Source organism: Microbacterium gilvum (genome assembly GCF_039543865.1).
Taxonomy (GTDB): domain Bacteria; phylum Actinomycetota; class Actinomycetes; order Actinomycetales; family Microbacteriaceae; genus Microbacterium; species Microbacterium gilvum.
The window spans coordinates 74915-100063 of sequence record NZ_BAABKO010000007.1; the positions used below are offsets into that span (position 1 = coordinate 74915).

General features: G+C 73.0%; 23 protein-coding genes and 1 tRNA gene. 11 read left to right on the forward strand and 13 right to left on the reverse strand.

Going from position 1 to position 25149, the window contains the following annotated elements; genetic code table 11:
* Positions 1-176: 176 nt before the first annotated feature.
* From ABD998_RS16670 to ABD998_RS16700, 7 genes are all read left to right on the forward strand, one after another.
* Positions 177-863, forward strand: coding sequence for a class II aldolase/adducin family protein (locus tag ABD998_RS16670; RefSeq protein WP_345441798.1), 687 nt, complete (start codon positions 177-179; stop codon positions 861-863).
* The gene (locus tag ABD998_RS16675; RefSeq protein WP_345441801.1) at positions 860-2212 is read left to right on the forward strand and encodes an NtaA/DmoA family FMN-dependent monooxygenase; all 1353 of its coding nucleotides are present in this window, start codon (positions 860-862) and stop codon (positions 2210-2212) included. The genes ABD998_RS16670 and ABD998_RS16675 overlap by 4 nt, the downstream gene beginning before the upstream one ends.
* Positions 2209-3834 (forward strand): ABC transporter substrate-binding protein, encoded by a 1626-nt coding sequence (locus ABD998_RS16680; RefSeq protein WP_345441804.1) that lies wholly within the window; start codon positions 2209-2211, stop codon positions 3832-3834. The genes ABD998_RS16675 and ABD998_RS16680 overlap by 4 nt, the downstream gene beginning before the upstream one ends.
* A gap of 69 nt (positions 3835-3903) precedes the next feature.
* Positions 3904-4848: an ABC transporter permease gene (locus ABD998_RS16685; protein WP_345441807.1), complete on the forward strand. Its 945-nt coding sequence runs from the start codon at positions 3904-3906 to the stop codon at positions 4846-4848.
* Positions 4849-4875: 27 nt separating this feature from the next.
* A complete protein-coding gene (locus tag ABD998_RS16690) occupies positions 4876-5763 on the forward strand; it encodes an ABC transporter permease (RefSeq protein WP_345441810.1) in 888 nt (295 codons plus the stop codon).
* Positions 5760-7379: an ABC transporter ATP-binding protein gene (locus tag ABD998_RS16695; protein ID WP_345441813.1), complete on the forward strand. Its 1620-nt coding sequence runs from the start codon at positions 5760-5762 to the stop codon at positions 7377-7379. The genes ABD998_RS16690 and ABD998_RS16695 overlap by 4 nt, the downstream gene beginning before the upstream one ends.
* Before the next feature lie 87 nt (positions 7380-7466).
* Positions 7467-9161 carry a Na+/H+ antiporter gene (locus tag ABD998_RS16700; protein WP_345441815.1) on the forward strand — a complete coding sequence of 565 codons (1695 nt, stop codon included), beginning with the start codon at positions 7467-7469 and terminating at the stop codon, positions 9159-9161.
* A 6-nt stretch (positions 9162-9167) separates the two neighbouring features.
* On the opposite strand, the gene ABD998_RS16705 is transcribed toward ABD998_RS16700, so the two are convergent.
* Together ABD998_RS16705 and ABD998_RS16710 are read right to left on the reverse strand one after the other, a co-directional pair.
* Positions 9168-9767 (reverse strand): GNAT family N-acetyltransferase, encoded by a 600-nt coding sequence (locus ABD998_RS16705; RefSeq protein WP_345441818.1) that lies wholly within the window; start codon positions 9765-9767, stop codon positions 9168-9170.
* Positions 9764-11869, reverse strand: a complete 2106-nt coding sequence (locus ABD998_RS16710; protein ID WP_345441821.1) for a penicillin acylase family protein — start codon at positions 11867-11869, stop codon at positions 9764-9766. The genes ABD998_RS16705 and ABD998_RS16710 overlap by 4 nt, the downstream gene beginning before the upstream one ends.
* A gap of 74 nt (positions 11870-11943) precedes the next feature.
* Here ABD998_RS16710 and ABD998_RS16715 point away from each other — a divergent pair, with 74 nt between their 5' ends.
* The gene (locus ABD998_RS16715; RefSeq protein WP_345441824.1) at positions 11944-12324 is read left to right on the forward strand and encodes a DUF2255 family protein; all 381 of its coding nucleotides are present in this window, start codon (positions 11944-11946) and stop codon (positions 12322-12324) included.
* Here ABD998_RS16715 and ABD998_RS16720 read toward each other — a convergent pair.
* The 11 genes from ABD998_RS16720 to ABD998_RS16770 all read right to left on the reverse strand — a co-directional run bounded on the left by ABD998_RS16720 (position 12308) and on the right by ABD998_RS16770 (position 23512).
* Positions 12308-13096 (reverse strand): alpha/beta fold hydrolase, encoded by a 789-nt coding sequence (locus tag ABD998_RS16720; protein ID WP_345441827.1) that lies wholly within the window; start codon positions 13094-13096, stop codon positions 12308-12310. The two genes, ABD998_RS16715 and ABD998_RS16720, sit on opposite strands and share 17 nt — an antisense overlap.
* Positions 13097-13340: 244 nt before the next feature.
* Entirely contained in the window at positions 13341-14714 is a 1374-nt protein-coding gene (locus ABD998_RS16725; RefSeq protein ID WP_345441830.1) for an NtaA/DmoA family FMN-dependent monooxygenase, read from the reverse strand.
* Entirely contained in the window at positions 14714-16075 is a 1362-nt protein-coding gene (locus tag ABD998_RS16730; RefSeq protein WP_345441832.1) for an NtaA/DmoA family FMN-dependent monooxygenase, read from the reverse strand. The genes ABD998_RS16725 and ABD998_RS16730 overlap by 1 nt, the downstream gene beginning before the upstream one ends.
* 66 nt (positions 16076-16141) lie before the next feature.
* Positions 16142-16777, reverse strand: coding sequence for a TetR/AcrR family transcriptional regulator (locus ABD998_RS16735; protein ID WP_345441834.1), 636 nt, complete (start codon positions 16775-16777; stop codon positions 16142-16144).
* 97 nt (positions 16778-16874) lie between these two features.
* Positions 16875-18263 (reverse strand): NtaA/DmoA family FMN-dependent monooxygenase, encoded by a 1389-nt coding sequence (locus ABD998_RS16740; protein ID WP_345441837.1) that lies wholly within the window; start codon positions 18261-18263, stop codon positions 16875-16877.
* The gene (gene add / locus ABD998_RS16745) at positions 18260-19279 is read right to left on the reverse strand and encodes an adenosine deaminase (RefSeq protein WP_345441840.1); all 1020 of its coding nucleotides are present in this window, start codon (positions 19277-19279) and stop codon (positions 18260-18262) included. Before add ends, ABD998_RS16740 begins: the two co-directional genes overlap by 4 nt.
* Before the next feature lie 73 nt (positions 19280-19352).
* Positions 19353-20405, reverse strand: a complete 1053-nt coding sequence (locus ABD998_RS16750; RefSeq protein WP_345441843.1) for an ABC transporter substrate-binding protein — start codon at positions 20403-20405, stop codon at positions 19353-19355.
* Positions 20406-20455: 50 nt separating this feature from the next.
* Positions 20456-21211, reverse strand: coding sequence for an ABC transporter permease (locus ABD998_RS16755; protein ID WP_345441846.1), 756 nt, complete (start codon positions 21209-21211; stop codon positions 20456-20458).
* Complete coding sequence (locus ABD998_RS16760; protein ID WP_345441849.1) at positions 21208-21966, reverse strand: ABC transporter permease; 759 nt, start codon at positions 21964-21966, stop codon at positions 21208-21210. Before ABD998_RS16760 ends, ABD998_RS16755 begins: the two co-directional genes overlap by 4 nt.
* A complete protein-coding gene (locus tag ABD998_RS16765; protein WP_345441852.1) occupies positions 21963-22790 on the reverse strand; it encodes an ABC transporter ATP-binding protein in 828 nt (275 codons plus the stop codon). Before ABD998_RS16765 ends, ABD998_RS16760 begins: the two co-directional genes overlap by 4 nt.
* 203 nt (positions 22791-22993) lie before the next feature.
* On the reverse strand, positions 22994-23512 hold the full coding sequence (locus tag ABD998_RS16770) for a flavin reductase family protein (RefSeq protein ID WP_345441855.1): 519 nt from the start codon (positions 23510-23512) through the stop codon (positions 22994-22996).
* A 185-nt stretch (positions 23513-23697) separates the two neighbouring features.
* Between ABD998_RS16770 and ABD998_RS16775 the strand changes: the two genes are divergently transcribed.
* From ABD998_RS16775 to ABD998_RS17805, 3 genes are all read left to right on the forward strand, one after another.
* On the forward strand, positions 23698-24192 hold the full coding sequence (locus tag ABD998_RS16775; protein WP_345441857.1) for a hypothetical protein: 495 nt from the start codon (positions 23698-23700) through the stop codon (positions 24190-24192).
* A 112-nt stretch (positions 24193-24304) separates the two neighbouring features.
* A tRNA-Ser gene (locus tag ABD998_RS16780) sits at positions 24305-24396 on the forward strand.
* Positions 24397-24920: 524 nt separating this feature from the next.
* The gene (locus ABD998_RS17805) at positions 24921-25118 is read left to right on the forward strand and encodes a transposase (protein ID WP_425562999.1); all 198 of its coding nucleotides are present in this window, start codon (positions 24921-24923) and stop codon (positions 25116-25118) included.
* Positions 25119-25149 lie beyond the last annotated feature (31 nt).

The window sequence follows — 25149 nt, forward strand, 5'->3', positions numbered from 1 at the left end:
TCCTCTTCTCGTCTCGGCGGCCGCCGCCGTCGCGCGGCGGCGGGGACATCGCGACGATCGATCGGCTTCTGCGATGGACCGTCATCCGATCCGGTGATTGGACGGCCCGCCCCGGCCCTCCCCAAGCTGTCCCCGACGCCGGGACATCCGCCCGGCCCGACGGGACGGAGACGGACATGACGTGGGGAAGCGACCGGGACGAGCTGAAGGCGGACCTCGCCGCGACGCTGCGCCACTTCGGGCGGAACGGCTACCAGTACGGGCTGGCAGGACACGCCACCGTCCGCGACGCGGGCGAGGTCGAACGGTACTGGGTCAACCCTGCCGGCATCCCGTTCTCCGAGGTCGAGGAGGACGACCTCGTGCTCGTCGCGCCCGACGGCTCTGTCGTGGAAGGACGCCACGAGGCGCATGGGTTCCAGAGCCAGATCGAGGTGCACCGGGCGCGGCCGGAGCTGCGCGCCGGATTCCACGTGCATGCGACGCACATCTTCGCGTGGTCGAGCGCGGGCGGCGAGCTGGCTCCGCTCACGACCGACTCGTCGTGGCTGCAGGGCATCCAGGCGGTGCGGACGTCGTTCGACCAGCCGGCGGCCGAGGCGCTCGGCGCCGACGCCCGCATCCTCATCCAGCGCGCCCACGGCGCCGTGGCCTTCGGCGCCACGATCGCCGAGGCGGCGTTCTGGTTCGCCTCCGTCGAACGCGCCGCGTACACGCAGCTCCTCCTCGAGGCCGCAGGGCGGGCGCAGCCCGTCGACGCCGCTCTGTCCCAGGCCTGGCGGCTTCCCCCGGAGGCCGCCGACCGTCAGTTCCGCCCCCTCATCGAGGCCGAGCGCCGCCGCACGGCGCTCGCGATCGCGTGAGCGCCGTGTCGGACCGCCGGCACATCCACCTCGGGCTCTGGCTCACCTACCTCTCGGCCGCCGGATGGACGGCCCCCGACAGCCGCGCCGAGGAGGTCAACGGGCTCGAGCCGTACGCCGAGATCGCCCGCCTCGCCGAGGACGCGAAGCTCGACGCCGTCATCCGCGGCGACGGGGTCGCGAGCCATGTGCTGAAGGCGGACGGCCCCTACGCCGGCTCCCTCGAGCTGCTCACTCTCCTCGCCGCCCTGTCGGCGCGCACGTCGCGCATCGGGCTCATCGGCACCGCGTCGACGACCTTCTCCGAGCCGTTCACGCTCGCGCGCCAGTTCGCGACGATCGACCACCTCAGCGGCGGTCGGGCGGGATGGAACATCGTCACCTCGTCGGACGGGGAGCGCAACTACGGCTACGAGACCATCCCCGATCAGGACGAGCGGTACGCGCGCGCCGACGAGTTCCTCGAGGTCGTCGAGCGGCTCTGGGCGAGCTGGCAGCCGGACGCCGTCCGCGTCGACCGGGCGACGCGCACCTTCGTCGACCCCGCCCGCGTGCAGGCCATCGACCACGACGGCGCGCACTTCCGCGTCGCGGGGCCGCTCAACGTCGCGCGCTCGCCGCAGGGCCGGCCCGTGCTCATCCAGGCCGGCAGCTCGGAACGGGGGCGCCGCTTCGCGGCGGAGCACGCCGAGGTGATCTTCACGGCGCAGCGCGAGCTCGCCGACGGCGTCGCGTTCGCGGCCGACCTGCGCGACCGGGTCGCCGCTGCTGGCCGCGACCCCGGGACCACCCGCATCCTGCCGGGGCTCGGCCTGTATCTCGCCGAGACAGAGACCGAGGCGCTCGAGCTCTACGAGCGCGAGCTCGAGGTCATCGACTACGACGCCGCGCGTGAGCGCCTCGAGAAGCTGCTCGGCGGCGTCGACCTCTCCGACGTGGCGCTCGACGACCGCGTCCCCGACGACCGCTGGCCCGACACCGCCGCCCTCGCCAGACGTCAGAGCCGCCCGCAGATCTTCATCGACCTGTCCGTGCGGCACGGCTACACGCTGCGCCGAGTGCTGCAGGCCGTCGTCGCCGGCTTCGGGCACGGACGCTTCGTCGGCACGCCGGAGCAGGCCGCCGACCGCATCGTCCAGTGGGCCGACGCGGGCGCGGCCGACGGCTTCGTGATCTTCCCCTCCGGCGGATGGCAGACCATCCGCCTCCTCGCCGAGCAGGTCGTCCCGATCCTGCGCGAGCGGGGGCGCTTCCGCGAGGAGTACGAGGGGAGCACCCTGCGCGACCACTTCGGCCTGCCGCCCGTGCCTGCCGCCGTCGCGCCCACCCTGAGGAGAACAGCACCGTGACCACCATCCGCACCGCCGCCGGCATCGCGGCCCTGCTCGCGACGGCCGTCGCCCTGTCGGCGTGCGCGTCGGCCGCGCCGGGAGCCGACGCGGCCGACGCCGATGCCGACGCGACGCCCGTCGTCGGCGGCGAGCTCGTCGTCGGCCAGACCGACATCCCGCCCTGCCTGGACGCCGCCATCACGCCCTACAACAACTTCGCGGGCCGCGCCGTCGTCGACAACCTCTTCGACCAGGACGAGGAGACGGGCGAGATCCTGCCCTGGCTCGCGACGGGCTACGAGGTGTCCGACGACGGCCTGACCTACACGATCTCGCTCCGCGACGACGTGACGTTCTCGAACGGCGAGCCGTTCACGGCGGACGCCGTCACGGCCACGCTCGACAACGCCATCGAGTTCCGCGCGACCGATGGGCGCGGCGTCGCCGCCGCGTACATCTCCGGCTACTCCGGCTCCGAGGCGGTCGACGACCACACCGTGACCGTGACGTTCGAGGAGCCCAAGGCCGGCTTCATCCAGGCCCTCACGGAGAAGGCGCTCGGCATCATCTGGCCGGGGAGCCTCACGCTCGACTACGACCAGCGCTGCGAGACCGGGCCGATCGGCACGGGGCCCTTCGTCATCGAGGAGAACGTGCCCGACGACCACATCACGGTCGTCCGCAGAGACGGCTACGCCTGGCCATCGCCGAACAGCGACAACCCCGGCGAGGCCTATGTCGACGCCATCCGGTTCGTCGAGATCCCGGAGGGCGGCGTGCTCACCGAGAGCCTCCTGAGCGGCGAGGTCGACGCGGCGATCAGCCTCTCGTCGACCGACATCGCGCGCGTGGAGGGCGAGGGCGGACAGGTCGTCAGCGCCGTGTCCGCGGGCATCGCCAACACGATCTACCCCAACCTCGACCACGCCCCGTTCGACGACGAGGCGGTGCGGCAGGCGTTCCAGGTCGGCTTCGACCGGCAGGAGCTGCAGGACACGATCTACGACCAGTACAGCCCCGCGCCCACCTCGGTCATCTCCGATACGGTGCCGGGGCACGTCGACCTCTCCGACGCCCTCGCCTACGACCCGGACGCCGCGGCCGCGCTCCTCGAAGACGCCGGCTGGGAGATCGCGGACGACGGCATCCGCGAGAAGGACGGCGAGCGGCTGGAGGCCGAGATCACCTTCACCGATGAGAACTCGCGCCCGCTGTGGCAGCTCGTGCAGGCGCAGCTCCTCGAGATCGGCTTCGACCTGCAGCTGCGCCAGGTGACCCTCGCGGAGAGCACGGCCCTCCAGGAGTCGGGCGAGTGGGACCTCCTCGCCGGCAACTTCACGCGCGCCGATCCCGACGTGCTCCTCAACACCTTCCACCCCGACTTCGTGACGTACGCGCGTTTCACGGACGAGAACATCCCCGATCTCGTCGAGGTGCTCGACGCGCAGACGACCGAGCTCGACCCTGCGGCCCGCCAGGAGCTGTTCGCCGAGGCGCAGCGGCTGATCGTCGAGCGCGGATACGGCTTCCCGTACAGCCAGTCGGGCCGTCCGACGGTCGCGCTCGGCAACGTGCACGGGCTCGGCAACCAGCTCACCGGCTGGCAGGTGTTCGACGAGGCCTGGCTCGACGCCGAATGAACCAGGGGGTCGGCGCCGCGGTGGGGCGGCGCCGGCCTCCTTCCCCTCCCGCCTGAGAAAGGACAGCGGATGATCGCCTACATCGCCCGGCGCATAGGGTACGCCCTGCTCGTCGTGTGGGCCGCGTACACCGCCACGTTCGTGCTGCTGTACGTGCTCCCGGCCGACCCCGTCTCGATCATGCTGGCGGGGACGGGCGACGCGACGCGGACGAGCCCCGAGGAGCGCGCGGCGATCGAGGCGCGCTTCGGGTTCGACCAGCCCGTCCCCGTGCAGTACGTCACGCTGCTGGGACGGGCGCTCACGGGCGATCTCGGCGTCTCGGTGCAGACCGAGCGGCCCGTCGCGGCCGACATCGCCGCGGCCCTGCCGCACACCCTTCAGCTCGCCGGGCTCGGCATCCTGTTCGGCGTGCTCATCGGGGCCGTCATCGCGATCGCCGCCAACCTCATCCGAAGCCGCGTGCTCTCGAACCTGCTCTTCTCGACGCCGCCGTTCGTCGCGGCCGTCCCGACGTTCCTCATCGCGCTGCTCATGCTGCAGCTGTTCGCCTTCCACTGGCGCCTGCTGCCGTCTCGCGGCAACGACGACGCCTCGGCGCTCGTGCTGCCCGCACTCACGCTCGGCATCGCGATCAGCGCGACGATCGGCCAGCTGCTCGCCAAGGGCATCCGCGACACGCTCCGCGAGCCGTTCGTCGATGTGCTGCGCGCGAAGGGGGTATCGCGCTGGGGGATCCAGATCGGCCATGTGCTGAAGAACGCCGCGATCCCGTCGCTCACCGTGCTCGCGCTCCTCGTCGGCGGCGTCTTCTCCGGCGCCGTCGTCATCGAGACGGTGTACTCGCGCGTCGGCGTCGGGCGCCTGCTCCAGGGGGCCGTCGACACGCAGGACATCCCGCTCGTGCAGGCGCTCGTCATCCTGTCCGCCGTCGCGTACGCGATCGTCAACCTCGTCGTCGACCTCGTCTACCCGCTCGTCGACCCTCGCATCCGCCGCGTCGCGGCCGCCTGATCCGCCGCCCGAACCGAGAGGACCGCCATGACCCAGCTCGACGTCGAGATCGCGCGGGAGGCAGCCGCCCCCGCCGCCGCTCCACCGCGCCGCCGAGCGGGGAACGTCGTACGGCGCGTGCTGAGGGAGCCGGGCTACGCGCTGGCATGGGCCGTGGTGCTCCTCGTCGCGGCGTTCGTCGTCGCGCCGGGCGCGTTCAGCCCCTTCGACCCGCTCGCGCCGAGCACGGGGGCGAAGCTGTCGCCGCCGTCGTGGGAGCATCCGTTCGGCACCGACTACATCGGCCGCGACCTCCTCAGCCGCGTCGTGCACGGCAGCGCCCTGTCGCTGCAGGCGACGGTCGTCGCCCTCGCGCTCGCATTCGTCCTCAGCGCCGCGATCGGGCTGCTCGCCGGGTTCCTGGGCGGGGTCGTCGACACCGTGCTCATGCGCGTCATCGACGTCTTCCTCGCGATCCCAAACCTGCTCATCTCGCTGCTCCTCATCACGGCCCTCGGGTTCGGCACCCTCAACATCGCCATTGCGGTCGGCATCGCCTCCGTCGCGAGCTTCTCCCGCGTCATGCGGGCGGAGGTCCTGAGGGTGACGACATCGCCCTTCGTCGAGGCGGCCCGCGCCTCCGGCGTGCGCTGGCCCGCCATCCTCGTCCAGCACGTGCTGCCGCATGCGAGGGGACCCGTCCTGTCGCTCGTCGCCCTCGAGTTCGGGTCGGCCATCCTCTCCATCGCGGCGCTCAGCTTCCTCGGCTTCGGCGTCGCCCTGCCCGCTCCGGAGTGGGGCAACCTCGTCGCCGAGGGGCGCAACTACCTCGGCACGGCGTGGTGGCTGACCATCCTGCCCGGCGCGGTCATCGTCGCCGTCGTCGTCGCCGCCAACCGCATCAGCCAGGGTCTCGCCGGGGAGGCCCGCCGATGACCGCGCCCATCGTCCGGGTGTCCGGGCTCCGGGTCGCGTACGGCACGAGCGCGCACCACGCCGTCGACGGCGTCGACCTCGAGGTCGCGCCCGGCGAGATCGTGTCGATCGTCGGGGAGTCCGGGTCGGGGAAGTCCACGACGGTGGCGGCGCTCATCGGGCTGCTGCCCGAAGGCGCGCGCGTGCACGAAGGGAGCATCGAGGTCGACGGCGTCGACGTCGTCGGCCTCGACGAGAAGGCGCTCCGGCGGCTCCTCGCCGGAACCGTCGGCTACGTCCCGCAGGACCCCACGATCTCCCTCGACCCCGTCCAGACGGTGGGGTCGCAGATCGACGAGGTCTTCCGGCTGCACGGGTCGGTGCCGCGCTCCGCGATCCGCGACGCCTCCATCGCCATCCTCCGCCGCGTCGGCATCGACCGTCCCGAGGTGCGTCACGGCCAGTACCCGCACGAGCTCTCGGGCGGCATGCGCCAGCGCGTGCTCATCGGGATCGCGCTCGCGGGGCGTCCGCGCCTCATCGTGGCGGACGAGCCGACATCCGGGCTCGACGTGACGGTGCAGAAGACGGTGCTCGACGAGCTCGTCGCGCTCGCCCGCGACGAGGGCGTCGCCGTCGTCCTCGTCACGCACGATCTCGGCGTCGCCCACGACCGGTCCCAGCGGATCGTCGTCATGCAGAAGGGGCGGATCGTCGAGGAGGGGCCGGCAGCCGGCGTCTTCCGGAGCCCCGCCCATCCGTACACCCGGCGGCTCATCGCCGCCGTGCCCACGCTCGCCCACCCCGTGCTGCGCCCGCCCGCGCGGGAGGACCCGCCAGCGGAGCCCGTGCTGCGCGCGGAGGGGATCCGCAAGACGTTCCGGCTCAGCGGCGCACGCGGGGCCCGCGACCTGGTCGCGGTCGACGACATCTCGCTCGCCGTCGGCCGCGGGCGCACCCTCGGCATCGTCGGCGAGTCGGGATCGGGCAAGTCGACGCTCGCGCGCATCCTCGCCGGCCTCACGGAGCCCACGGAGGGGACCGTGCGGCTCGACGGCCGCGACGTCGCGGGGGCCGGGCGCCGCGAGCGACGCGAGCTGCGTCGGCAGGTGCAGTACGTCTACCAGAACCCGTTCGCCTCCCTCGACCCGCGCTTCACGGTCGAGCGCGTGATCGCAGAGCCCCTCACGGCCTTCCGGGTCGGCGACCGCGCCACCCGACGGCGGCGCGTCGCGGAGCTGCTCGATCTCGTCGCGCTGCCCTCCGACGTCGCGCGCCGCACGCCCGTGGCGCTCTCCGGCGGGCAGCGGCAGCGTGTCGCGATCGCGCGGGCGCTCGCGCTCGAGCCGAGGCTGCTCATCCTCGACGAGCCGGTGTCGGCGCTCGACGTCTCGGTGCAGGAGCAAGTGCTGCGGCTGCTCGTCTCGGTGCAGGAGGAGCTCGGTCTCACCTCGGTGTTCATCTCCCACGATCTCGCCGTCGTGCGGCTGGTGTCCGACGAGGTCCTCGTCGTGCAGGGAGGGCGCGCGGTCGAGGCGGGACGCACGCAGGAGATCTTCGACGCGCCGCAGCACGCCTACACGCGTGCGCTGCTCGACGCGATCCCGGGACCGCGGGATGATGTGACCAGGCGCTGAGGGGCACCCGCGGCACCCCTCGGCCGGAATGCGCGCGGAGCGCGCAGGGTTGGCCTCTTCGTCGGCGGCGGTCACGGAGGGTGCGCGATGGACGGTCTCGAGGTCACGGTCCTGCTCGGAGCGAGCGTGCTCGTCGGCGCGCTGCTCGCCCCGCGTCTGCGGATCGCGGTGCCGCTGCTGCTGCTCGTCTTCGGGCTGCTCCTCGGCTTCGTGCCGGAGCTGCGCGAGGTGCAGCTGCCGCCCGAGACGGTGCTGCTGCTCTTCCTGCCCGTCATGCTCTTCTGGGAGAGTCTCACGACCTCGCTGCGGGCCATCCGGCGCGACCTCCGCGGCATCGTGCTGATGAGCACGCTGCTCGTCGTCGCGACCGCGTTCGCCGTCGCGGGCGTCGCCCACCTCCTCGGGCTGCCGTGGGAGGTCGCGCTCATCCTCGGGGCGGCCGTCGCCCCGCCCGACGCGACGGCGGTCGCCGCGCTCGGCCGCACGCTGCCGCGGCGCAACTTCATGGCGCTCAAAGCGGAGAGCCTCACGAACGACGGCACGGCGCTCGTCATCTACTCCGTGGCCGTGGGCCTCGCCGTGGGCGGCCAGTACACGCCGCTGTCGATCTCGGGGCTCGTCCTGCTGTCGTACGGAGGGGGAGCGGTCGTCGGCATCGTCGTCGCGGCGCTCGCCGTGCTGCTCCTGCGCCGTCTCGCCGACGCGCTCACGATCAACATCGCGCTCCTCCTGGTGCCGTTCGCCGCGTACCTCCTCGCCGAGACCATCCACGCCTCGGGTGTGCTCGCGGTGGTCGTGGCGGGCCTCATCACGGCCTGGACGTCGCCGCGCACGACGACGGCGGCATCGCGGCGGCAGACCGAGGCGGCATGGCCGCTCGGCACCTTCCTCCTGAACGGATCGCTCTTCGTCCTGATCGGGCTCGAGGTGCAGCTCGTCGCGCACGAGATCGATGCGCGCCAGATCGGATGGCTCCTGGGCGTGACCGTCGCGGTGTGGGTCACGACGCTCGTCGTCCGCTTCGCCTTCCAGATGACGACCGTGTCGGCCATCCGGATGCTCGACCGGCGCCCCTCGCAGCGGGCGCGGCGGATGAGCAACCGGGCGCGCGTCGTGAGCACCGTCGCGGGCTTCCGCGGCGCCGTATCGCTCGCCATCGCACTGTCCGTGCCGCTCACGATGGACGACGGGTCGGCACTCGGGGGCCGCGACGAGATCGTGTTCGTGACGGCGGGCGTCATCGTCCTCACCCTCCTGGTGCAGGGGCCCCTGCTGCCGCTCGTCGTGAGGTGGGCGCGACTGCCCGAGGACACCTCCGGCGAGGAGGAGCTCGCGCTCGCCCAGCGGGCGATCACGGGCGCCGCGCTGTCGGCGCTCGACGACCTCGCGGCGGAGCACGGCGTGAGCGACGACGTCAGGGACCGCATCCGCGCCGACGCCTACGAGATGCTCGAGCTGCAGAACGCCCAGCGGCAGGCACGCGAGCAGGAGGCGGTCGACCGCGAGGTGCGCGCGCTCGATGCCGCTCTCGCCGAGCCCGACCCCGCCGCGGCCGGCGAGCGCGACGCCGAGGCGGCCGCGATCGAGGTGCTCACGCTCTCCCCGATCGGGCGGCACGAGGAGTACACGCGGCTGAAGCTCTCCCTGCTCGCCCGCAAGCGCGAGGTGCTGTTCGGGCTGCGCCGCGACGGCACGGTCGACGACGCCGTCGTGCTGCGCATCCAGGCGCGCCTCGATCTCGACGAGCTGCGCATCACGGGCGGGGAGGTCGTCGCCGAGTGAGTCCCCTCAGGCGCGCGACGCCTCCCACCGTGCGCGCGTGAGGAACGCCAGCCGGCCCGTCTTGCCCGGGAGCTCGACGTGCGGGCCGAGCTCGAAGCCCGACTTGCGGGCCCGGTCGACGGCGCGCTCGTTGTCGGCATCCGGCTCGATGACGAGGCGGTCGACCGACGGACGGCTGAAGAGGAACGCGAACACGGCGTCGCCCACGTGGCTCGTGAAGCGCGCGACGCGCGGCCCGCGGTCGCCGAGGAGGAAATGGAGGCCCGCATCGCCCGGCAGGGCGTCGTAGACCTCTCCGACGGGATCGGCGTCGGGCTCGTAGGTCTGCAGCAGCACGATCGGGAGGCCGTCGCGGCGGACGAGGAACGCGTGGTGCGTCGGGAGTCCGTCGACGTAGCGGTAGACGTCTCGCACCTGCTCGCGCGAGTGCCCCGCCATGCCCCAGAAGGCCGAGGTCGGCCGCGTCACCCACTCGTGCAGGAGGTCGAGGTGCGCGTCGGGGTCGAGCACCTGGAACGTCACGCGTCCGAGCGCGGGCGAGTCGACGGCGTGGACGACGGCGCCGGCGGGGCCGCTCACGAGGCGGGGGTCGTCGTGGGCGCTCATGCGTCTCCTGTCGAAAGATCGGGGCGCAGGAAGCGCCAGTCCGTGGTGATGCGCGTGGGTCGCACATGGACCCACGCCGCGTGCTGATCGCCCGCATGAGGGGATGAGGCGTCGCCGGAGGTGCCGAAGGGCACGCTCCAGAGGCTCCGCGAGCGGTCGTCGAGGTCCCAAGCCCAGCGCGCGACCGATCCCCGCCAGGCGCGGTCGACGGCGCCCGGCGTCGACCCCGTGCAGCGCACCGTGTCGCCGTCGCCGGAGAGCGGCGTCGCGAACGCCGCGCCGCGGGAGGCCCCTCCCGCGAGCTCGGCGACGTCGTCGAGGACGTGGAGGGGCAGCATGGTGTGCACGTCGCCCCACGGCGGCGCGTCGGCAGCCGCTGCGAGCGCGTCGACGACGAGCGCGCGGTCGGCGATCGCAGGATGGCGCAGGAGCCGGGGGAGCGCGCCGGCGACGCGCCCGGCCACGGCCATCCAGGGATCGAAGACGGCGCCGAACCCGTGGGGAGCGCTCAGAGCGGCGAGGGCGGGATGGTCGACGAGCGCCCGGACGAGCGCCCCGCGCCACGCCGCGAACACGCCGGCGGCGCGCGAGCCGGCGTCCATCCGCCCGTCCCAGGACCGCAGGGCCTCGCGCGCCCTCGCGGCGGATCCGGAAAGGGGGCCGTCGGGAAGGAGAGGGAGGAGCGCGTGCCGCTGCCCGCTGTCGACGTCGCCCCAGATGGCGGCGAACCCTTCCACGCCGTCGGGACGGAGCTCCGCGAGGAGGCGCGAGATGCGGCGGGCGCGGTGCGGCGACGCGTATGCCCAGCCGAGGTCGACCGCGGGCTCCGCCGGCCGCTCGTTCGCGTCGACCGCGACCTCGGCCACGCGCGTCGCCGCGGGCGGGCGCCGGTCGCGCGCTGGGGCGTTCGAGGCGCCGTCGAGCGCCCGACGGCGCTCCGAGCGCGGGCGGTCGGGCACGAGCCCCGCCGTGGCCGACAGCACGGCGCCGTCGCGGTCGGCCGCGAGCACGCGGTTCACGGGGTCGACCCAGCTCTCGAACGCCGAGACGACGTCGGATGCCGTGCGGGCCCGCAGGAGCGGCAGCAGCGCGCGGGCGCCGAGATCGGAGCGGGTGCGGGCGGGATGGCGGACGCTCCACCCGACGAGCGCATCGCCGTCGGGCCGCAGATCGGTGACGATGCAGCCGCGCGGCGTCTCGATCGCCGTCACCGCGACGTCGTCGCCGCCGCGCACGTGCACGGTCGAACGGCGCACATCGGCGGGCGACCATCCGTCCGGCCCGAGCGCCTCGTATCCGTCGCCCGCCCGCCGCAGCTGCTCGCGGAAGACCTCGACGCTGTGCGCGACGGCGTTCGTGATGCCCCACGCGGCACCTCCCGTGTGGGCGAAGTGGGGCGCTCCCGGCACGCCGGGGAACGCGAGGCCCACGACGTCGATGCCGTCGTGGTCGCACGCGAGGCGCACCTGCTGGTAGACGCCCGGCAGCTCGAAGAGGCGGTGCGGGTCGCCAGCGACGACCGGGCGCCCCGACGCCGTGCGCGTGCCGGCGAGCGCCCAGGCGTTGCTGCCGGAGGTCGGCTCCGTCTCGTCGCCCTCGTCGCCGGAGAGCACGTCGACCCAGGCGTCGCCGAGCGTCGCGGCGACGTGCTCGCGCCAGAGCAGGGAGGGGAAGGGGGAGAAGAGGGCGTGCGCGACGTGCAGCACGCCGAGCGGATCGTGGTCGTGCCACGGCTCGAGCAGGCGATCGGTGCCGAAGGCGCGGTCGAGCGCGGCGAACTCCTCCGCGTGCGCGCCGGCTGCGGACATCCCGCGCCGCACCCCGCGTGCGTAGGCGGCGATGAACGTCCGCGTCTCGTCGTCGAGGGCCGAGAACGCACGGCGCGCCGTGTCGTCGAGCCGCGCGCGGCGGGCGAACACGTCCCACGCGACGCCGGCGCGGCCGATGAGCTCGGAGAGCCGGCCAGCGGCGCGGAGCCGGTCGACCTCGATCTGCCAGCCCCGATCGCGCGCCGTGACCTCGCCCTGCGCGTCGGCGAGGTCGTGCACATCGTGCGCGCGGATGTGCGGCACGCCGAGCGCGTCGCGGAACACCTGGGCCATCCCGCCAGCCTCCCACAGGAGGGGTGCCCTGGCGGTGCCTGGCTCGTCGCGCGGCGGCGGCGTAGCCTCGGTGGATGACCGACTGGGACCCCTCGGACCTCGACCGCATCGGCACAGCGGAGGAGCTGCGCATCTCCTCGCACCGTGTGGACGGCTCCCTCCGGCCCGCCATCCCGATCTGGCACGTCGCCGTCGACGGCGCGCTGTACGTGCGCTCGGCGTACGGACCGGGCAACGGCTGGTTCCGACGCGCGACGCAGGCCGGGACGGGTCGCGTCGAGGCGGACGGCGCGGGCGCCGATGTGGCCTTCGAGCGGCTCGCCGACGACGATGCGCGCCATGCCGCGCTCGACGCCGCGTTCGCGGAGAAGTACGCCCGCTTCCCGTCCTACGTCGCGCCGCTCCTCACGGAGGAGGCCCGCACCGCGACGCTGCGCGTCATGCCGGCGGCCTGACGCCGGCCATCCGCTGCGCGACCTCGCGCGCCGTGGCCGCGGGATCGGGGCGGTGCATGACCGACTCCGGCACGATGACCAGCTCGGCTGCGGGCATCGCGGCGGCGAGCCGGTCGGCGGCCGCGACGAGCACGGGGAACGTGCGGGCGCCGCGCAGGATGGTCACGGGCACGCCGACGGCGCGCATGGCGGCCGTCGGACCGCCCACGTCGCGGACGAGCCGCGCGTCGTAGACGGTCGACTGCGCGAGCGGGGCCAGCGCCGCGAGCTGGCCGGCGGCGCGAAAGCCGTCGACCATCTCCTGCGGCAGCCCGACCCCCTCGAGCTGAAACGTCGCGACGGCCTCCTCGCGCTCGCCGGCGTCGACGAGGCGCTGCAGGCGCTCGGGCAGATCCGACGGCGCCGTCGGCGCCCCGCCGTGCACAGGAGGCTCGGAGAGGAACAGGTGCCCCGTCGGCACGCCGAGCGATGCCGCGTGGAGTGCGAGCACGGCACCCGACGAATGGCCGAGCACGGAATGGGCGCCCCCTGCTCCGTCGATGACGGCGGCGAGGTCCTCCGCCTCGCGGTCGGGCGACGTGCCGGCCGCGTCGCCGCTCTCGCCGCGGGCGCGCCGGTCCCAGGTCACGACGCGCAGACCGGCCGCGACGAGCGCCTCGGCGAGCGGGGCGGCGTCGGCGGCGGTCGAGAGCGCCCCTCCGACGATGACGACCGTGGGGCCGGCGCCCGTGACGGAGGAGGCGAGCGATGTGCCGTCGGCGGAGTGGATCATGCGCTCAGCGAACCACAGGGGTCGGACATCGCGGAAGGGCGTGTCGTGAGGCGGTTGGCGGGTGCTTCGCGCCGCGGGTGCGGGTGCCGGGCGGTGCCATCCTGCGCTTCGCCAGTGCGGATGTCGGGCGCGGGGGCGCTCTTGACGTACATCCGCACTGGCGAAGCGGCGCGAGGTCGACATCCGCACTGGCGAAGCGGCGGCGGCGGGGGCGGGTGGGGGAGAGAAGGCGCCGGAGGGCCACTCAGGCCGTGGCCCGGGTGCGCCGGTGGGTCGCGCCGGGATGGTCGTCCGGCAGCCGTCGACGGCCGTCGCCGAAGAGGTGCTCGCGCAGCGTCGTGCCGGGGAGCTCGTCCTTCAGCCGGCCCCGCCGCCGCAGTTCGGGCATGACCAGGCGGATGAACCGGTCGTGGCCGCCGTCAGGGTCGGGCTGGACGAGGAACCCGTCGGCGTCGGTCTCGTCGGCCAGCGCCTCGGCCTGATCCACGACCTCCGCGGGGGTTCCGAGGAAGGGACGGCCCATGACGCCGTTGGCGCGGAACTCCTCGAGCACCTCGCGCACGGTGGGCGCGTCGTCACCGAGGAACCGCTCGATGTTCGTGCGGCCGTTGTCGCCGCCGGCGGCGTCGGCGGGGATCGGACGGTCGAGGTCGAGCGAGAGCAGATCGATCCCCGTGAAGTAGGCGTACAGGGTCGCGGCGTGCGCGAGGCTGATGCGCGCGATGGCGGCCGCGTGCTCGTCCTCCGCCTGCGCCCTGCTGTCCGCGACGCGGAAGGTGCCGGCGACGAGGCACTTCACGGCGTCAGGCGATCGACCGTACCCGACGGCACGCGAGCGGATGTCGGCGATCTGCCGGGCGAGAGCGGGCGCCTCCGCCGCGAGGAAGACGGCCTCGGCGTAGCGCGCGGCGAGGTCGCGTCCCGCGGTCGAGGCACCTGCCTGGAACAGGGTCGGCGTCACCTGGGGGCCGGGCGGGGTCACGAGCACGCCCCGAGACCGGAAGTGCGTGCCGTCGTGGACGATCTCGTGCACCCTGGCGGGATCGGCCCAGACGCCGGTCGCCGCGTCGCGCACGAGCGCGTCGTCCTCCCAGCACCCCTCCCAGAACCGCAGCGACAGGTCGACGTGCTCAGCGGCCTTCTCGTAGCGCTCGTCGTGGGCGAGGAGCGGCTCGCCGAACAGCAGCGCCGAGGCCGCCTGCGCCGATCCCGTCACGATGTTCCAGCCGATCCGGCCGCCCGTGAAGTGGTCGAGGGAGCGGTACTGCCGGGTCACGACGGGCGGCGGCTCGACCTGCGTCGACACGGTCGTGACGATCCCCAGCCGCTCCGTCGCCGCGGCGATCGCGGACACGAGCATCTGCGGGTCGACCGTCGAGAACTGCACGTTGCGCTCGACGGCGGTCGGGATCACCTCGTCGTGGAGGGTGGGGTACCCGTACGAGTCGGCGAGGAACAGGAAGTCCGCACCCGCGTCCTCGCACGCGCGGGCGAGGTCGATCCAGTAGCCGAGGTCGGTGGAGTTCCGCTCGTGCTCGCGGCCGGGCATCCGCCAGGTCGGCCGCACGCCTCCGGTCTGGAACATCCCGATGGCGAGCTTCTTCGTCGCGTCGCCCATCAGACCGCCGCCCGCGCGCGACGGTGCGCGGCGCCCGGGTGCGTCTCGGGGAGGTGCGGCGATCCCGACTCCGTGAGTCGTTCGCGCAGCGTCATCGGCGCGGGCTCGGCGGCGACGAGCCCGCGCCGGACGAGCTCGGGCATGAGCAGGTCGAGGAAGCTGTCGAACGTGCCGGTGTGGTCGGGCTGCACGAGGAAGCCGTCGGCGTCGGTGGCCGAGATGACCCGCTCCGCCTCGTCGGCGACCTGCCCGACGTCGCCGATGATCGGCGTGCCCATGACGCTGTTGCGCTGGAACTCCTCGATGATCTCGCGCACGGTCGGCGCATCCGGTCCGAGGAACCGCTCGACGTTCGTGCGGCCCGTCTGCGTGAGCCCCGCCGACGGGTCGAGCGGCTTGTCGGGGTCCATGCTCGAGAGGTCGAGCCCCGTGAAGAAGGCGTAGGCGGCGGCGCCGTCCTCGAACGAACGGGTGGCGAGCTGGCGCTCGCGGATGGCATGGGCCTCCGCCTCGGTCCCGGCGACGTAGAACGTGCCGGCGATGAGGCACTTGATGGACCGCGGGTCGCGGCCGTAGGCGGCGGCACGGCGGCGGATGTCGGCGATCTGCTCCGCGAGCGCCGGCACCTCCGCGGCGAGGAAGACCGCCTCGGCGTAGCGCGCGGCGAGGTCGCGCCCGGGAGCCGACGCGCCGGCCTGGAAGAGAACGGGCGTGCGCTGGGGCCCCGGCGGCACCGTGAGGATGCCCTTGGCGTCGAAGTGGGGGCCGTGGTGCTCGATCTCGCGCACCCGGTCGGGATCGGCGTACACGCCCGTCTCCCGATCCTCGACGAGCCCGCCCTCGTCCCAGCAGCCCTCCCACAGCGTGAGGGTGAGGTCGACGTGGTCGGCCGCGATCTCGTACCGCTTGTCGTGCTCCGTCATGGGCACGCCGAAGAGCCTCGCCGACGCGTTCTGCCCCGCCCCCGTGACGATGTTCCAGCCGATGCGGCCCTTCGTCATGTGGTCGAGCGTGGCCATCTTGCGGGCGACCATGGGCGGCTTCTCGACCGTCGTCGACAGGGTCGTCACGAGCCCGAGCCGCTCGGTGACGGCGGCGAGCGCGGGGAGCACGGCGAGCGGGTCGCCCTTGGGGAACTGGATGCCGCCGCGGAGGGCGCCGGCCGGGATGGCGTCGTCGACGACCGGGTAGCCGTAGTCGTCGGCGAAGAAGAGGAAGTCGACGCCGGCCTGCTCGCACCGGCGCGCCATCGTGAGCCAGTGGTCGAGGTCGAGGAAGTCGGTCGACGTGTTGTCGGGGAGCTTCCACGCCCCCATGAGCCCGATGCACTGGAACATGCCGATCTTCCAGGGTGATGCCATGACGACCTCCGTGCCGCGTGGTGAACTGAACGGTTCACACGCTACGGGCCCCGTGTTTCGGCGGTGTCACCGTCGGGAGAAATCTCCTGCGAGCAGGGCGCGCACGCCGGCTCGGTAGGCCGTCCGCAGCAGCGCCTCGTCGCCATCCGCGAGGAGCGCGAGCTGCAGCCCGCGCCAGAGCGCGACGATCTGGGTCGCCAGCGCCAGCGCGTCGCCGGGGGAGGAGCCCTCGTCGCGCAGGATGTCGGCGAGGTCCTCCGCCCAGTAGTGCGTCGACCTGTCGACGTAGGCGTGCCACTGCTCGCGGTCGCGCATGGCGATGCCGAACCGCTGGAAGAACAGCGCGATGTAAGGGCGGTTCTCCTCCGCGGCGAGGTCCTCCCAGGCGGCGTCGAGCCTGTCGGCGAGCTCGCCGGGGGCGGCGAGCCGCGCGAACATGCTGCCCAGCCGAGGGAACCGCTCGAACGCGACGAGCGACGCCTCGTGGAGCAGCTTCTCCTTGGAGCCGAAGTAGTAGAGCAGCATGCGGTTGTTCGAGCCGATGCCGCGGCCGATCGCGCTGAGACTGAGGTCGATGACGCCGTCGCGGAGGATGAGGTCGGTGACGAGTCCGAGGAGCCGCTCGCGCTCGGGGCTCGTGCTGACGCTCGCGGCGTCGGCCTCGCGCTGGTCGCGCGTCCGCTGTGCGGCCGACTCGCCCATTCCTGCCTCCCGATCCCGCCGCCCGGATGGTCGCCGATCGCGTCCATTCTCGCGGAACGGCGCGCCGCCGCCCGCGCAGGGGCGACGGCGCGCCGTGTCAGACGGCGACGCGGCTCGCCCTGAGCACGGGGTGCGCGTCGCCCAGGCGGTCGCCGCCGGCGCGCTCGGTCACCCGCGCGCGCAGGGTCCCGCCCGGCACGCCGGCCGCGATGCGGCCCCGCTCGCGCAGGATCGGCATGACGAGGTCGCCGAAGGCCTGCAGGTCGGCCGGCTCGAACGCCGGCTCGATGAGGAATCCGTCGAGCCCGGTCTCCGCGGCCAGCTGCTCGATGCGGTCGGCGACCTGCACGGGGTCGCCCACGACGCGGAACCCGCGCGTGCCGAGGCCCCGCAGCTGGTCGAGGATCTCGCGCACCGTGGGCGCGTCGTCGCCCAGGAAGCGCTCGATGTTGCTCGTGCCCATCTGCCCCACCGGCCCGCCCGCGTCGAGCACCTGGTGCAGCGTCCGATCGGGATCGAGCGCGAGCAGGTCGATGCCGGTGTTGCCGGCGTAGAGCGCCGCGACGATCTCGTCGGTCTGCAGCGCGTCGAACTCCGACTCGAGCGCCCGCGCGCCTTCCTCCGTCTCGGCGACGAAGACGGTCATCCCCGCCATGAGGCGCAGCAGCTCGGGGTCCCGACCGCGGTCTGCGGCCAGCCGGCGGATGTCCGCCACGGCCGCGGCCGTGCGTGCGGGCGTCGTGCCCTGCACGAAGACGCACTCGGCGTGCCCCGCGGCGAACGCGCGTCCCTTCGGCGACGTGCCGGCCTGGAACAGCACGGGGGTGCGCTGCGGTGACGGCGGTGTCCCGAAGTACCCGCGGGCGCGGTAGTGCTCGCCGTCGTAGACCACGCGGTGCACGCCATCGGGGCGCGCGAACACGCCCGTCGCGCGGTCGGCGACGAACGCGTCGTCCTCCCAGGCCTCCTCCCACAGCCGCGATGCCAGCTCGACGTACTCGGCCGCCATGTCGTAGCGGGTGTCGTGCGGCACCATCCGCTCGTGTCCGAACACCTCGGCGACGGCGTTCTGCGACGCCCCCGTGACGATGTTCCACCCGATGCGGCCGCCCGTGAGGTGATCGAGCGTCGCGAAGCGCCGCGCGAGCTGCGCCGGATGGTCGAGGCCCGTCGACTGCGTCACGACGAACCCGAGGGTCGAGGTGTGCTGGGCGAGGATCGGGATCAGGTAGTCGGGGTCGGCTCCCGCGAAGTTGATGCCCTTCTCCACGGCCACACGCGAGACGTCGTCGCCGATGATGGGGTAGCCGTAGCCGCCCGCGAAGAAGAGGAAGTCGAAGCCCGCGTCCTCGACGATCCGCGCCATCCGGATCCAGTGCGCGGGGTCGAGGTAGTCGATGCCCGCGCTCAGCGGGTGCGTCCAGCTGAACGTGCCGCCGACCTGCGGCCCCATCACCTCGAAGACGCCGAAGTGCAGCGTCTTCACGAGGCCAGCCAGGCGTCGATGCGCTCCTTCGCCCGCGCCTTGACGGCGGACGGCGCGAGCGTGGTCTCGATGGACGTCCACGCGCACGCCGCGAGCTGCGTGTCGTCGAGGCCGAGCACCGTGCGGCACACCTCGTACTCGGCGAGGATGTTCGGGCCGAAGAGGATGGGGTCGTCGGCGTTGATCGAGCAGCGCACGCCTGCCGCGAGCAGGTGCGGCAGGGGATGGTCGGCGAGGGTCTCGACGACGTCGAGCAGGACGTTCGACGTCGGGCACACGTCGAGCGGGATGCCGCGCGCGGCGAGCTCGGCGACGAGGGCGTCGTCCTCGATCGCGCGGACGCCGTGCAGCACGCGGTCGGCGGCGAGGTCGTCGATCGCCTCGCGCACCGACTCCGGCCCGACGAGCTCGCCCGCGTGCGGCGTCGCCTGCAGCCCGGCCTTCTTGGCGATGGCGAAGGCCTCGGCGAAGTCGCGGCACGGGAAGCCGCGCTCATCGTTGGCCAGCCCCAGCGAGACGACGCCGCGGCCGGCGAACGCCGCCGCCGACCGCGCGACGGCGACGGCCTCCTCGGCGCTCGCGGTGCGGTCGACGGTCGGCATGAGCCCGACGGCGACGCCGTGCCGCTCCGACGCCTTCTCGGCGTAGGAGACGAGCTGGGCGAGCGCCGCGTCGAGCCCGCCGTAGACCTCGGCGTAGAACGTCGGGCTCACCCCGAGCTCGACGTAGACGACGCCGTCGGCCGCCTGGTCCTCGAGCACCTCGTCGAGCAGGCGCTCGAGATTCGCCGGCTCGCGCAGCACCGCGAGCAGCGAGCGGTAGCACTGTCCGAACTCGGTGAAACCCGAGAAGCCGCTCGTCGCGGGCGGCTCGATGCCGATCTCCCCGCACAGCGCGGCGAGGGTGGCGGGGCGCATGCCCGCCTCGAGGTGCAGGTGCAGATGGCCCTTGGGTAGGGCGCGGAGGTCGCGGGCCCCGGGGGCGGCGCCGGCGAGCTCGGTCTCGACGATGGTCATGTCGCTCTTCTCTCTGTCGTGCGGGGCGTCGATGCGGTCCGGCGGGGTCGGCGTGCGCCGACCCCGCCGGGGGTCAGCCCTCGAGGCTCGCGTGCGCGGCCTCGAGGTACGACATGTCGATGTACTCCTCGGGGGCGGGGACGTCGCCGTAGCCGGCCGCCTCGAGACCCGGGTACATGAGGTCGGTCATGAGCTCGGCGTCCATCCAGAACAGCGGATCGCCGTACGAGCCGACGACGAGCGGCTGCTGCAGCTCGTTCTCGCGCGTCTGCTGGGTGAGGTCGAGCCCGAGGTCGGCGCCGTACTCCTCGACGGCGAGCTGCGCGCCGACCGCGGGGTCGTCGCCGTTCTCCTCCCAGCCGCGGATCGAGGCGCGGAGGAACCCCTCCATGGCGTCGCCGTTCTCCTCGACGTAGGCGGAGTCGCCGTACACCACGTTGCCGTAGAGCGGCATGCCGAGGTCGGAGTACATGGTCACGACGTAGTCGTCGGGCGACATGTCGTACTGCTCCTCGAGCATGATCGGCTGGTTCGTCGAGTACGCCGTGTACGCGACCCCCTGCCCTTCGACGAGCGGCGCGATGTCGAAGCCGACGGGGATGAAGTCGTAGTCGGGCTCGAGACCGGCGAGCTGGAAGATGGCGTCGTAGTTGATCTGGGTGCCCTCCTGGCCGAGCACGGTCTTCCCGACGAGGTCCTCCGCCGTCTCGACGGGGTCGCTCGCGAGGGAGACGAGGGCGCCGGGGCTCTCCTGGAAGAGCGCGCCGATGGCCGTCCAGTCGTTGCCGTCGGCGAACGACTGGAGCCACGACTGCGTGCCGGGGACGATGCCGAGATCGGCGTCGCCGGCGGCGACCGTGGCCATCGTGGTCGGCGCGTTGGGGCCGCCGCCGATCCATTCGATGTCGAGGCCCTCCTCGGCGTAGTAGCCGTTCGCGTCGGCGATCCAGAAGCCGGCCCACTCGACGTTGGAGATCCATCCGAGCGACACGCGGATGGTCGTGAGCTCCTCGCCGTCGGCGCCCGTGGCGGGCTCCTCGGCGGCGGAGCACCCGGCGAGGACGAGGGCGGAGGCGGAGGCGAGGGCGGCGGCGGCCGCGAAGCGGGCGCGGGAGGGTCGGGGCATGGTGCTCCTTCGGGTGGGAGGGGAGGGGAGGGGACGGGGAGGGGAGAGGGTCAGAGGACGCGGGCGCCGACGCGGCGCTCGAGCGCGCGGGCGCCGACGAAGACGAGGACGGAGACGACGGTGGCGACGAGCGCCGTGCCCCACGCGCGTTCCATGTCCATGTAGCTGCGCGATTCGGAGAACAGCGCGCCGAGCCCGTGGGAGCCCATGAGGAACTCGGCGAGCATGGCCGCCAGCACGGCGCTCGGCGCCGTGATCCGCACGGAGACCATGAGGTTCGGCACGGCGTGGAGGATCCCGAGCCGGGCGAGCACCTGCAGCCGCCCGGCGCCCAGGACGCGGAACAGATCGCGGCCGGCGTCGGGGATGGCGTGCAGGCCCGAGAGGGTGAACACGAAGGCGGGGAAGAAGCAGATGAGCGCCGTCGACGTCAGGACGGCGGCGTCTCCGTAGCCGACGATGCGCGCGATGATCGGGATCATCGCCGTGATGGGCACCGAGCGGATGACGAGCGCGGCGGGAGTGACGACTCCCGAGAGCGCCGCAGACCACCACACCAGGATCGCTCCCGCGAACCCGATGAGCGTGCCGCCGACGAGCCCGCCCACGGCCATCCCGACCGTGTAGCCGATCGACGGGAGATAGGACGAGAAGCCCGTCACGACGTCCGCGATGACGCCCCACGGGCGCGGCGCGACCGTCGCCGTGTAGCCGTTGACGACGACCCAGAGATCCCACGCGATGAGCACGACGGCGACCGGCCACAGGTGGAGCAGGGCCGCGCCCGCGGCGCGCAGGCGGCTCATGCGAACCGCCTCGCGGCGAGGCGCTGCAGCTGCACGAGCACGACGTACGCCGCGAGCGAGAGGAGGGTGGCGGCGAGCGCCGCCGCCCACAGCAGCGCCATCTGGTAGTTCTGCATGGCGCTCACGATGAGCAGTCCGAGCCCCATGGGCGCGCCGAACCACTCGCCGATCGTCGCGCCCAGCACGGCCGCGGGCGCCGCGAGCGTCAGCCCGTCGAAGAAGGCGGGGATGGCGCGCGGCAGTTCCAGACGCGCGAGGCGCTGCACGCGGCCGGAGCCGAGCACCGTGAAGAGGTCGTGGTGCGCGGGGGCCGTGGACGCGAAGCCCGAGGTCATGGCGACGAACATGACGAAGCCGACGCTGAGCGCCGCGATCACGGTCGGGGTGCCCTCGCGGCCGACGGTCGTGATGAGGAGCGGGGCGAGGGCGATGGTCGGGACGGCGTGGAGGATGGCCGCGAACCGGTCGAAGCCGGGCCGCAGCACGGGCACGACGAGGGCGAGCGCGGCGCCGAGCACCGCGACGGCCGTGCCGAGGGCGAAACCCTGCGCGGCGGCGGCGAGCGTCACGACGAGGTTCCGCCCGAGGAGGCTCGCCCCGGCGGGCGTCGACACGTAGGCGACGACATCCGAGAGCGGCGGCCACGCCTTGCCCGCGAGCTCGAACTGCCCGATCAGCTGCGCGGCGACGACGAGGAGCACGGCGCCCGCGGCGGCGTAGGCGACCCGCGTGCCGGGGCGGACGACGGCGTTCACGTCGCGTCCGCGCCGTCGAGCATGGCGGTGAGGCGGTCGACGAGCGCGTGGAACTCGGCGCTGCGGGTCACGGAGGCGTCGCGCGGGCGGGGGAAGCCGACCTCGACGACATCGCGGACGTGCCCCGGCCTGCCCGTCATCACGACCACGCGGTCGGCGAGGATGAGCGCCTCGTCGACGTCGTGCGTGACGAGGATGGTCGTGATGCGCTCCTCCGCCCAGATGCGGGCGAGCTCGGCGTTCATGCGCCGGCGGGTGACGGCGTCGAGGGCTCCGAACGGCTCGTCGAGGAGGAGCAGGTCGGGGCTGAGCGCGAGTGCGCGGGCGATCGACACGCGCTGCCGCATCCCGCCGGACAGCTGCTTCGGCCGCGCCTTCTCGAAACCGGCGAGGCCGACGAGCTCGATGAGCCCGTCGACGCGGTCGTCGTCGACGGGGCGGCCCGCGACGCGGAACGGCAGCGCGATGTTCTGACGGACGGAGGCCCAGGGGAGCAGGGCGTGCTCCTGGAACGCGACGCCGAGACGATGCTGCGCCGCGAGCGCGTGCGGGGTGTCGCCGAAGACCTCGACGGTGCCGTTGGTCGGGGTGTCGAGCCCCGCGGCGAGACGGAGGACGGTGGACTTTCCGCACCCGGACGGGCCGATCACGGCGGTGAACTCGCCCTCCGCGATCTCGATGTCGACGGCGGCGAGCGCCTGAAGGCTCTTGCCGCGGCCGAGGGGGAACACCTTGTCGGCGCCCGCGATCGCGACAGCGGGACGGACGGGAGGCTGCGCGCCGGAGACGGCGACGGGGGCGGTGAGGGTGAGCGCTGGGGTCATCGGGCTGCTCCGGTCTCTGGATGGGCGTTCCTGGTCAGGGGGCCGCGACGCGTGAGGCTCCGTCTCGGAGTGAATCGATTGGTTCACCACGCTAGGCGTGGTCTGTTTCGCCGGGATGTCGCCGTCGGGCGACTCCTGTTACGTTCTTCTTTCCCCCGGTGGTACAGCAGATCCGCCATGGCGGGATGGCGGATCTGCAGGGATCAGGCGGCGTCGATGGCGAGCAGCTCGCGATATCGGCCCTTGAAGAAGAGAAGCGGCTCGCCCGTGTGCCACCCTTCCGGGCTGAGCTCGACGACGTGTCCGACGACGATCCAGTGGTCCCCCGCGTCGTACTCGGCCCAGGTCTCGCAGTCGACCCACATGAGGGTTCCGGCGATGACGGGGTCGCCCGATGCGGCGGCGTTCCAGTCGATGCCGGCCCACTTGTCCGTGCCCTTGCGTGCGAACTGCCCTGACACGTGGCTCTGCCCACCGGCGAGGACGTTGACCGCGAAGCGGCCGGTCTCGCGGATGCGGGGCCACGTGGTGGACGTCTTCATGACGCTGAAGGAGACGAGGGGCGGATCGACCGAGACGCTGTAGAACGACTGGCACGTGAACCCGATGGGCTCTGCCCCGTCGTGACCCGTCACGATCGTGATGCCCGAGGCGTAGTGGCCCAGGGCGTCGCGGAAGCATCGCGCGTCGATGGGGGATGGGGCGCTGGCGGTGTGCGTCATGGTTCTCCTCCTGTCGCAGACCACTCTGCGCCCGCGCTGTTACCCGGGCGTTGCGGATCGGCCCGCCAATCGAACGATCGTGTTAACTGATCAGTTCAAAAGGTGTGGCGGGCGCGATCCGCGCTCCCGGGGGACAATGGAACCGCGCGGCCGTCCCGATCCGCCGCGCGGAGGAGCACGCGATCATGGGCGCAACGCCGGAGACCACCGCCGACCAGGGCAGGGAGGGGCGGGCCAGGCGGTTCGACTCGCTGGAGGAGGCGTTCCTCGCCTACGGCACCCCGCCGCTCAACCAGGCCCTCGTGCGCGCGATCGTCGACGGGCTCGACGTGACGGGCTTCGTCGGGTACCGCACGTACTTCCGCATCGAGCGGCGCGGCAGCGCTGCCCTCGAGGTGCACCCCGGCTTCACGAACGGATTCCGGTCGGAGGCGGATGCCGCCCGGCTCGCGGGTGGCGCCGAGCGCTGGCCGAGCCGCCGCTTCCACGGCGCATGGGGCGTCACGCACCCCGAGACGGGTCGTCGCACCGCGCCGGCCGCGCGCCGGTCGTCCACGGCGAAGGCATCGGGGTCCGCCGCGCCGCGCCGCGCCGCCGCCCCGGAGAAGGCGCCCGAGATCTGCCCGACGTGCTTCATGGTGCTGCCGGCGACGGGCATCTGCGCGACCTGCGCGGCCTGACCCGCGGGGACGGCCCCGGGTATCGGGATGCCGGCGACGGGCGCGGATCCCGGAGCCGCAGGGGACCCGGTGGCTCGGGGCGACCGCGATGCCCGTGCTAGGCTCTTCCTCTGGAAGCGTGTCCGAGAGGCCTAAGGAGCTTGGCTGGAATCCAAGTATGCGGGGTAACTCGCATCGCAGGTTCAAATCCTGTCGCTTCCGCCACATGTGTGTTATTCGAACCCCGCCCAGATGAAAGTTTGGGCGGGGTTCTCACATATGTGCCGTTCTGACGCGTCTGGAAGCTCGGCAGCGCGGCCTCAGGGTTCCAGCGCCGCTCAGGATGGTTGCCCCACTCTTCGACGGGAACGAGGTGTCCATCGGTGCCGGTGGCGGCAAGCGGCGCGCCGAACACCTCGTGTTGCTTCGGTGGCATGAGCATTGCGACCTCTCGCACCTCGGTGGTGATCGATGCGTCTCTCGACAGGATTCCGGCGAACAGTACCTGTACCTCGGCGTGCTCGACCGAGCCGTCTTCGCCGATGAACAGCGGGACTGCTGCATGAGTGGGTGACATCTGATCTGGCTTGCCCGAGGGGTGGGCCTGGAAGGATGTTGCTGTGCCCAAAGCCCTACCCGAGCGAGTTCCGTGACGACGTCGTGCGCGTCGCTCAGAACCGCGAGCCTGGAGTGACGATCGAGCAGATCGCGAAAGACTTCGGTGTTCACCCGATGACGGTGTTCACCCGATGACGCTGCAGAAGTGGATGCGTCGCGCCGATATCGACGAGGGCGCCAAGCCCGGACAGTCGCGGACCGAGGCGACCGAGATCCGCGAGCTGCGGAAGCGGAACCGGCTTCTCGAGCATGAGAACGAGGTCCTCCGTCGTGCGGCGGCGTATCTGTCGCAGGCGAATCTGCCGGGAAAAGGCTCTACCCGCCCGTGACCGAGCTCGCCGCCGCAGGGATCCCTGTGAC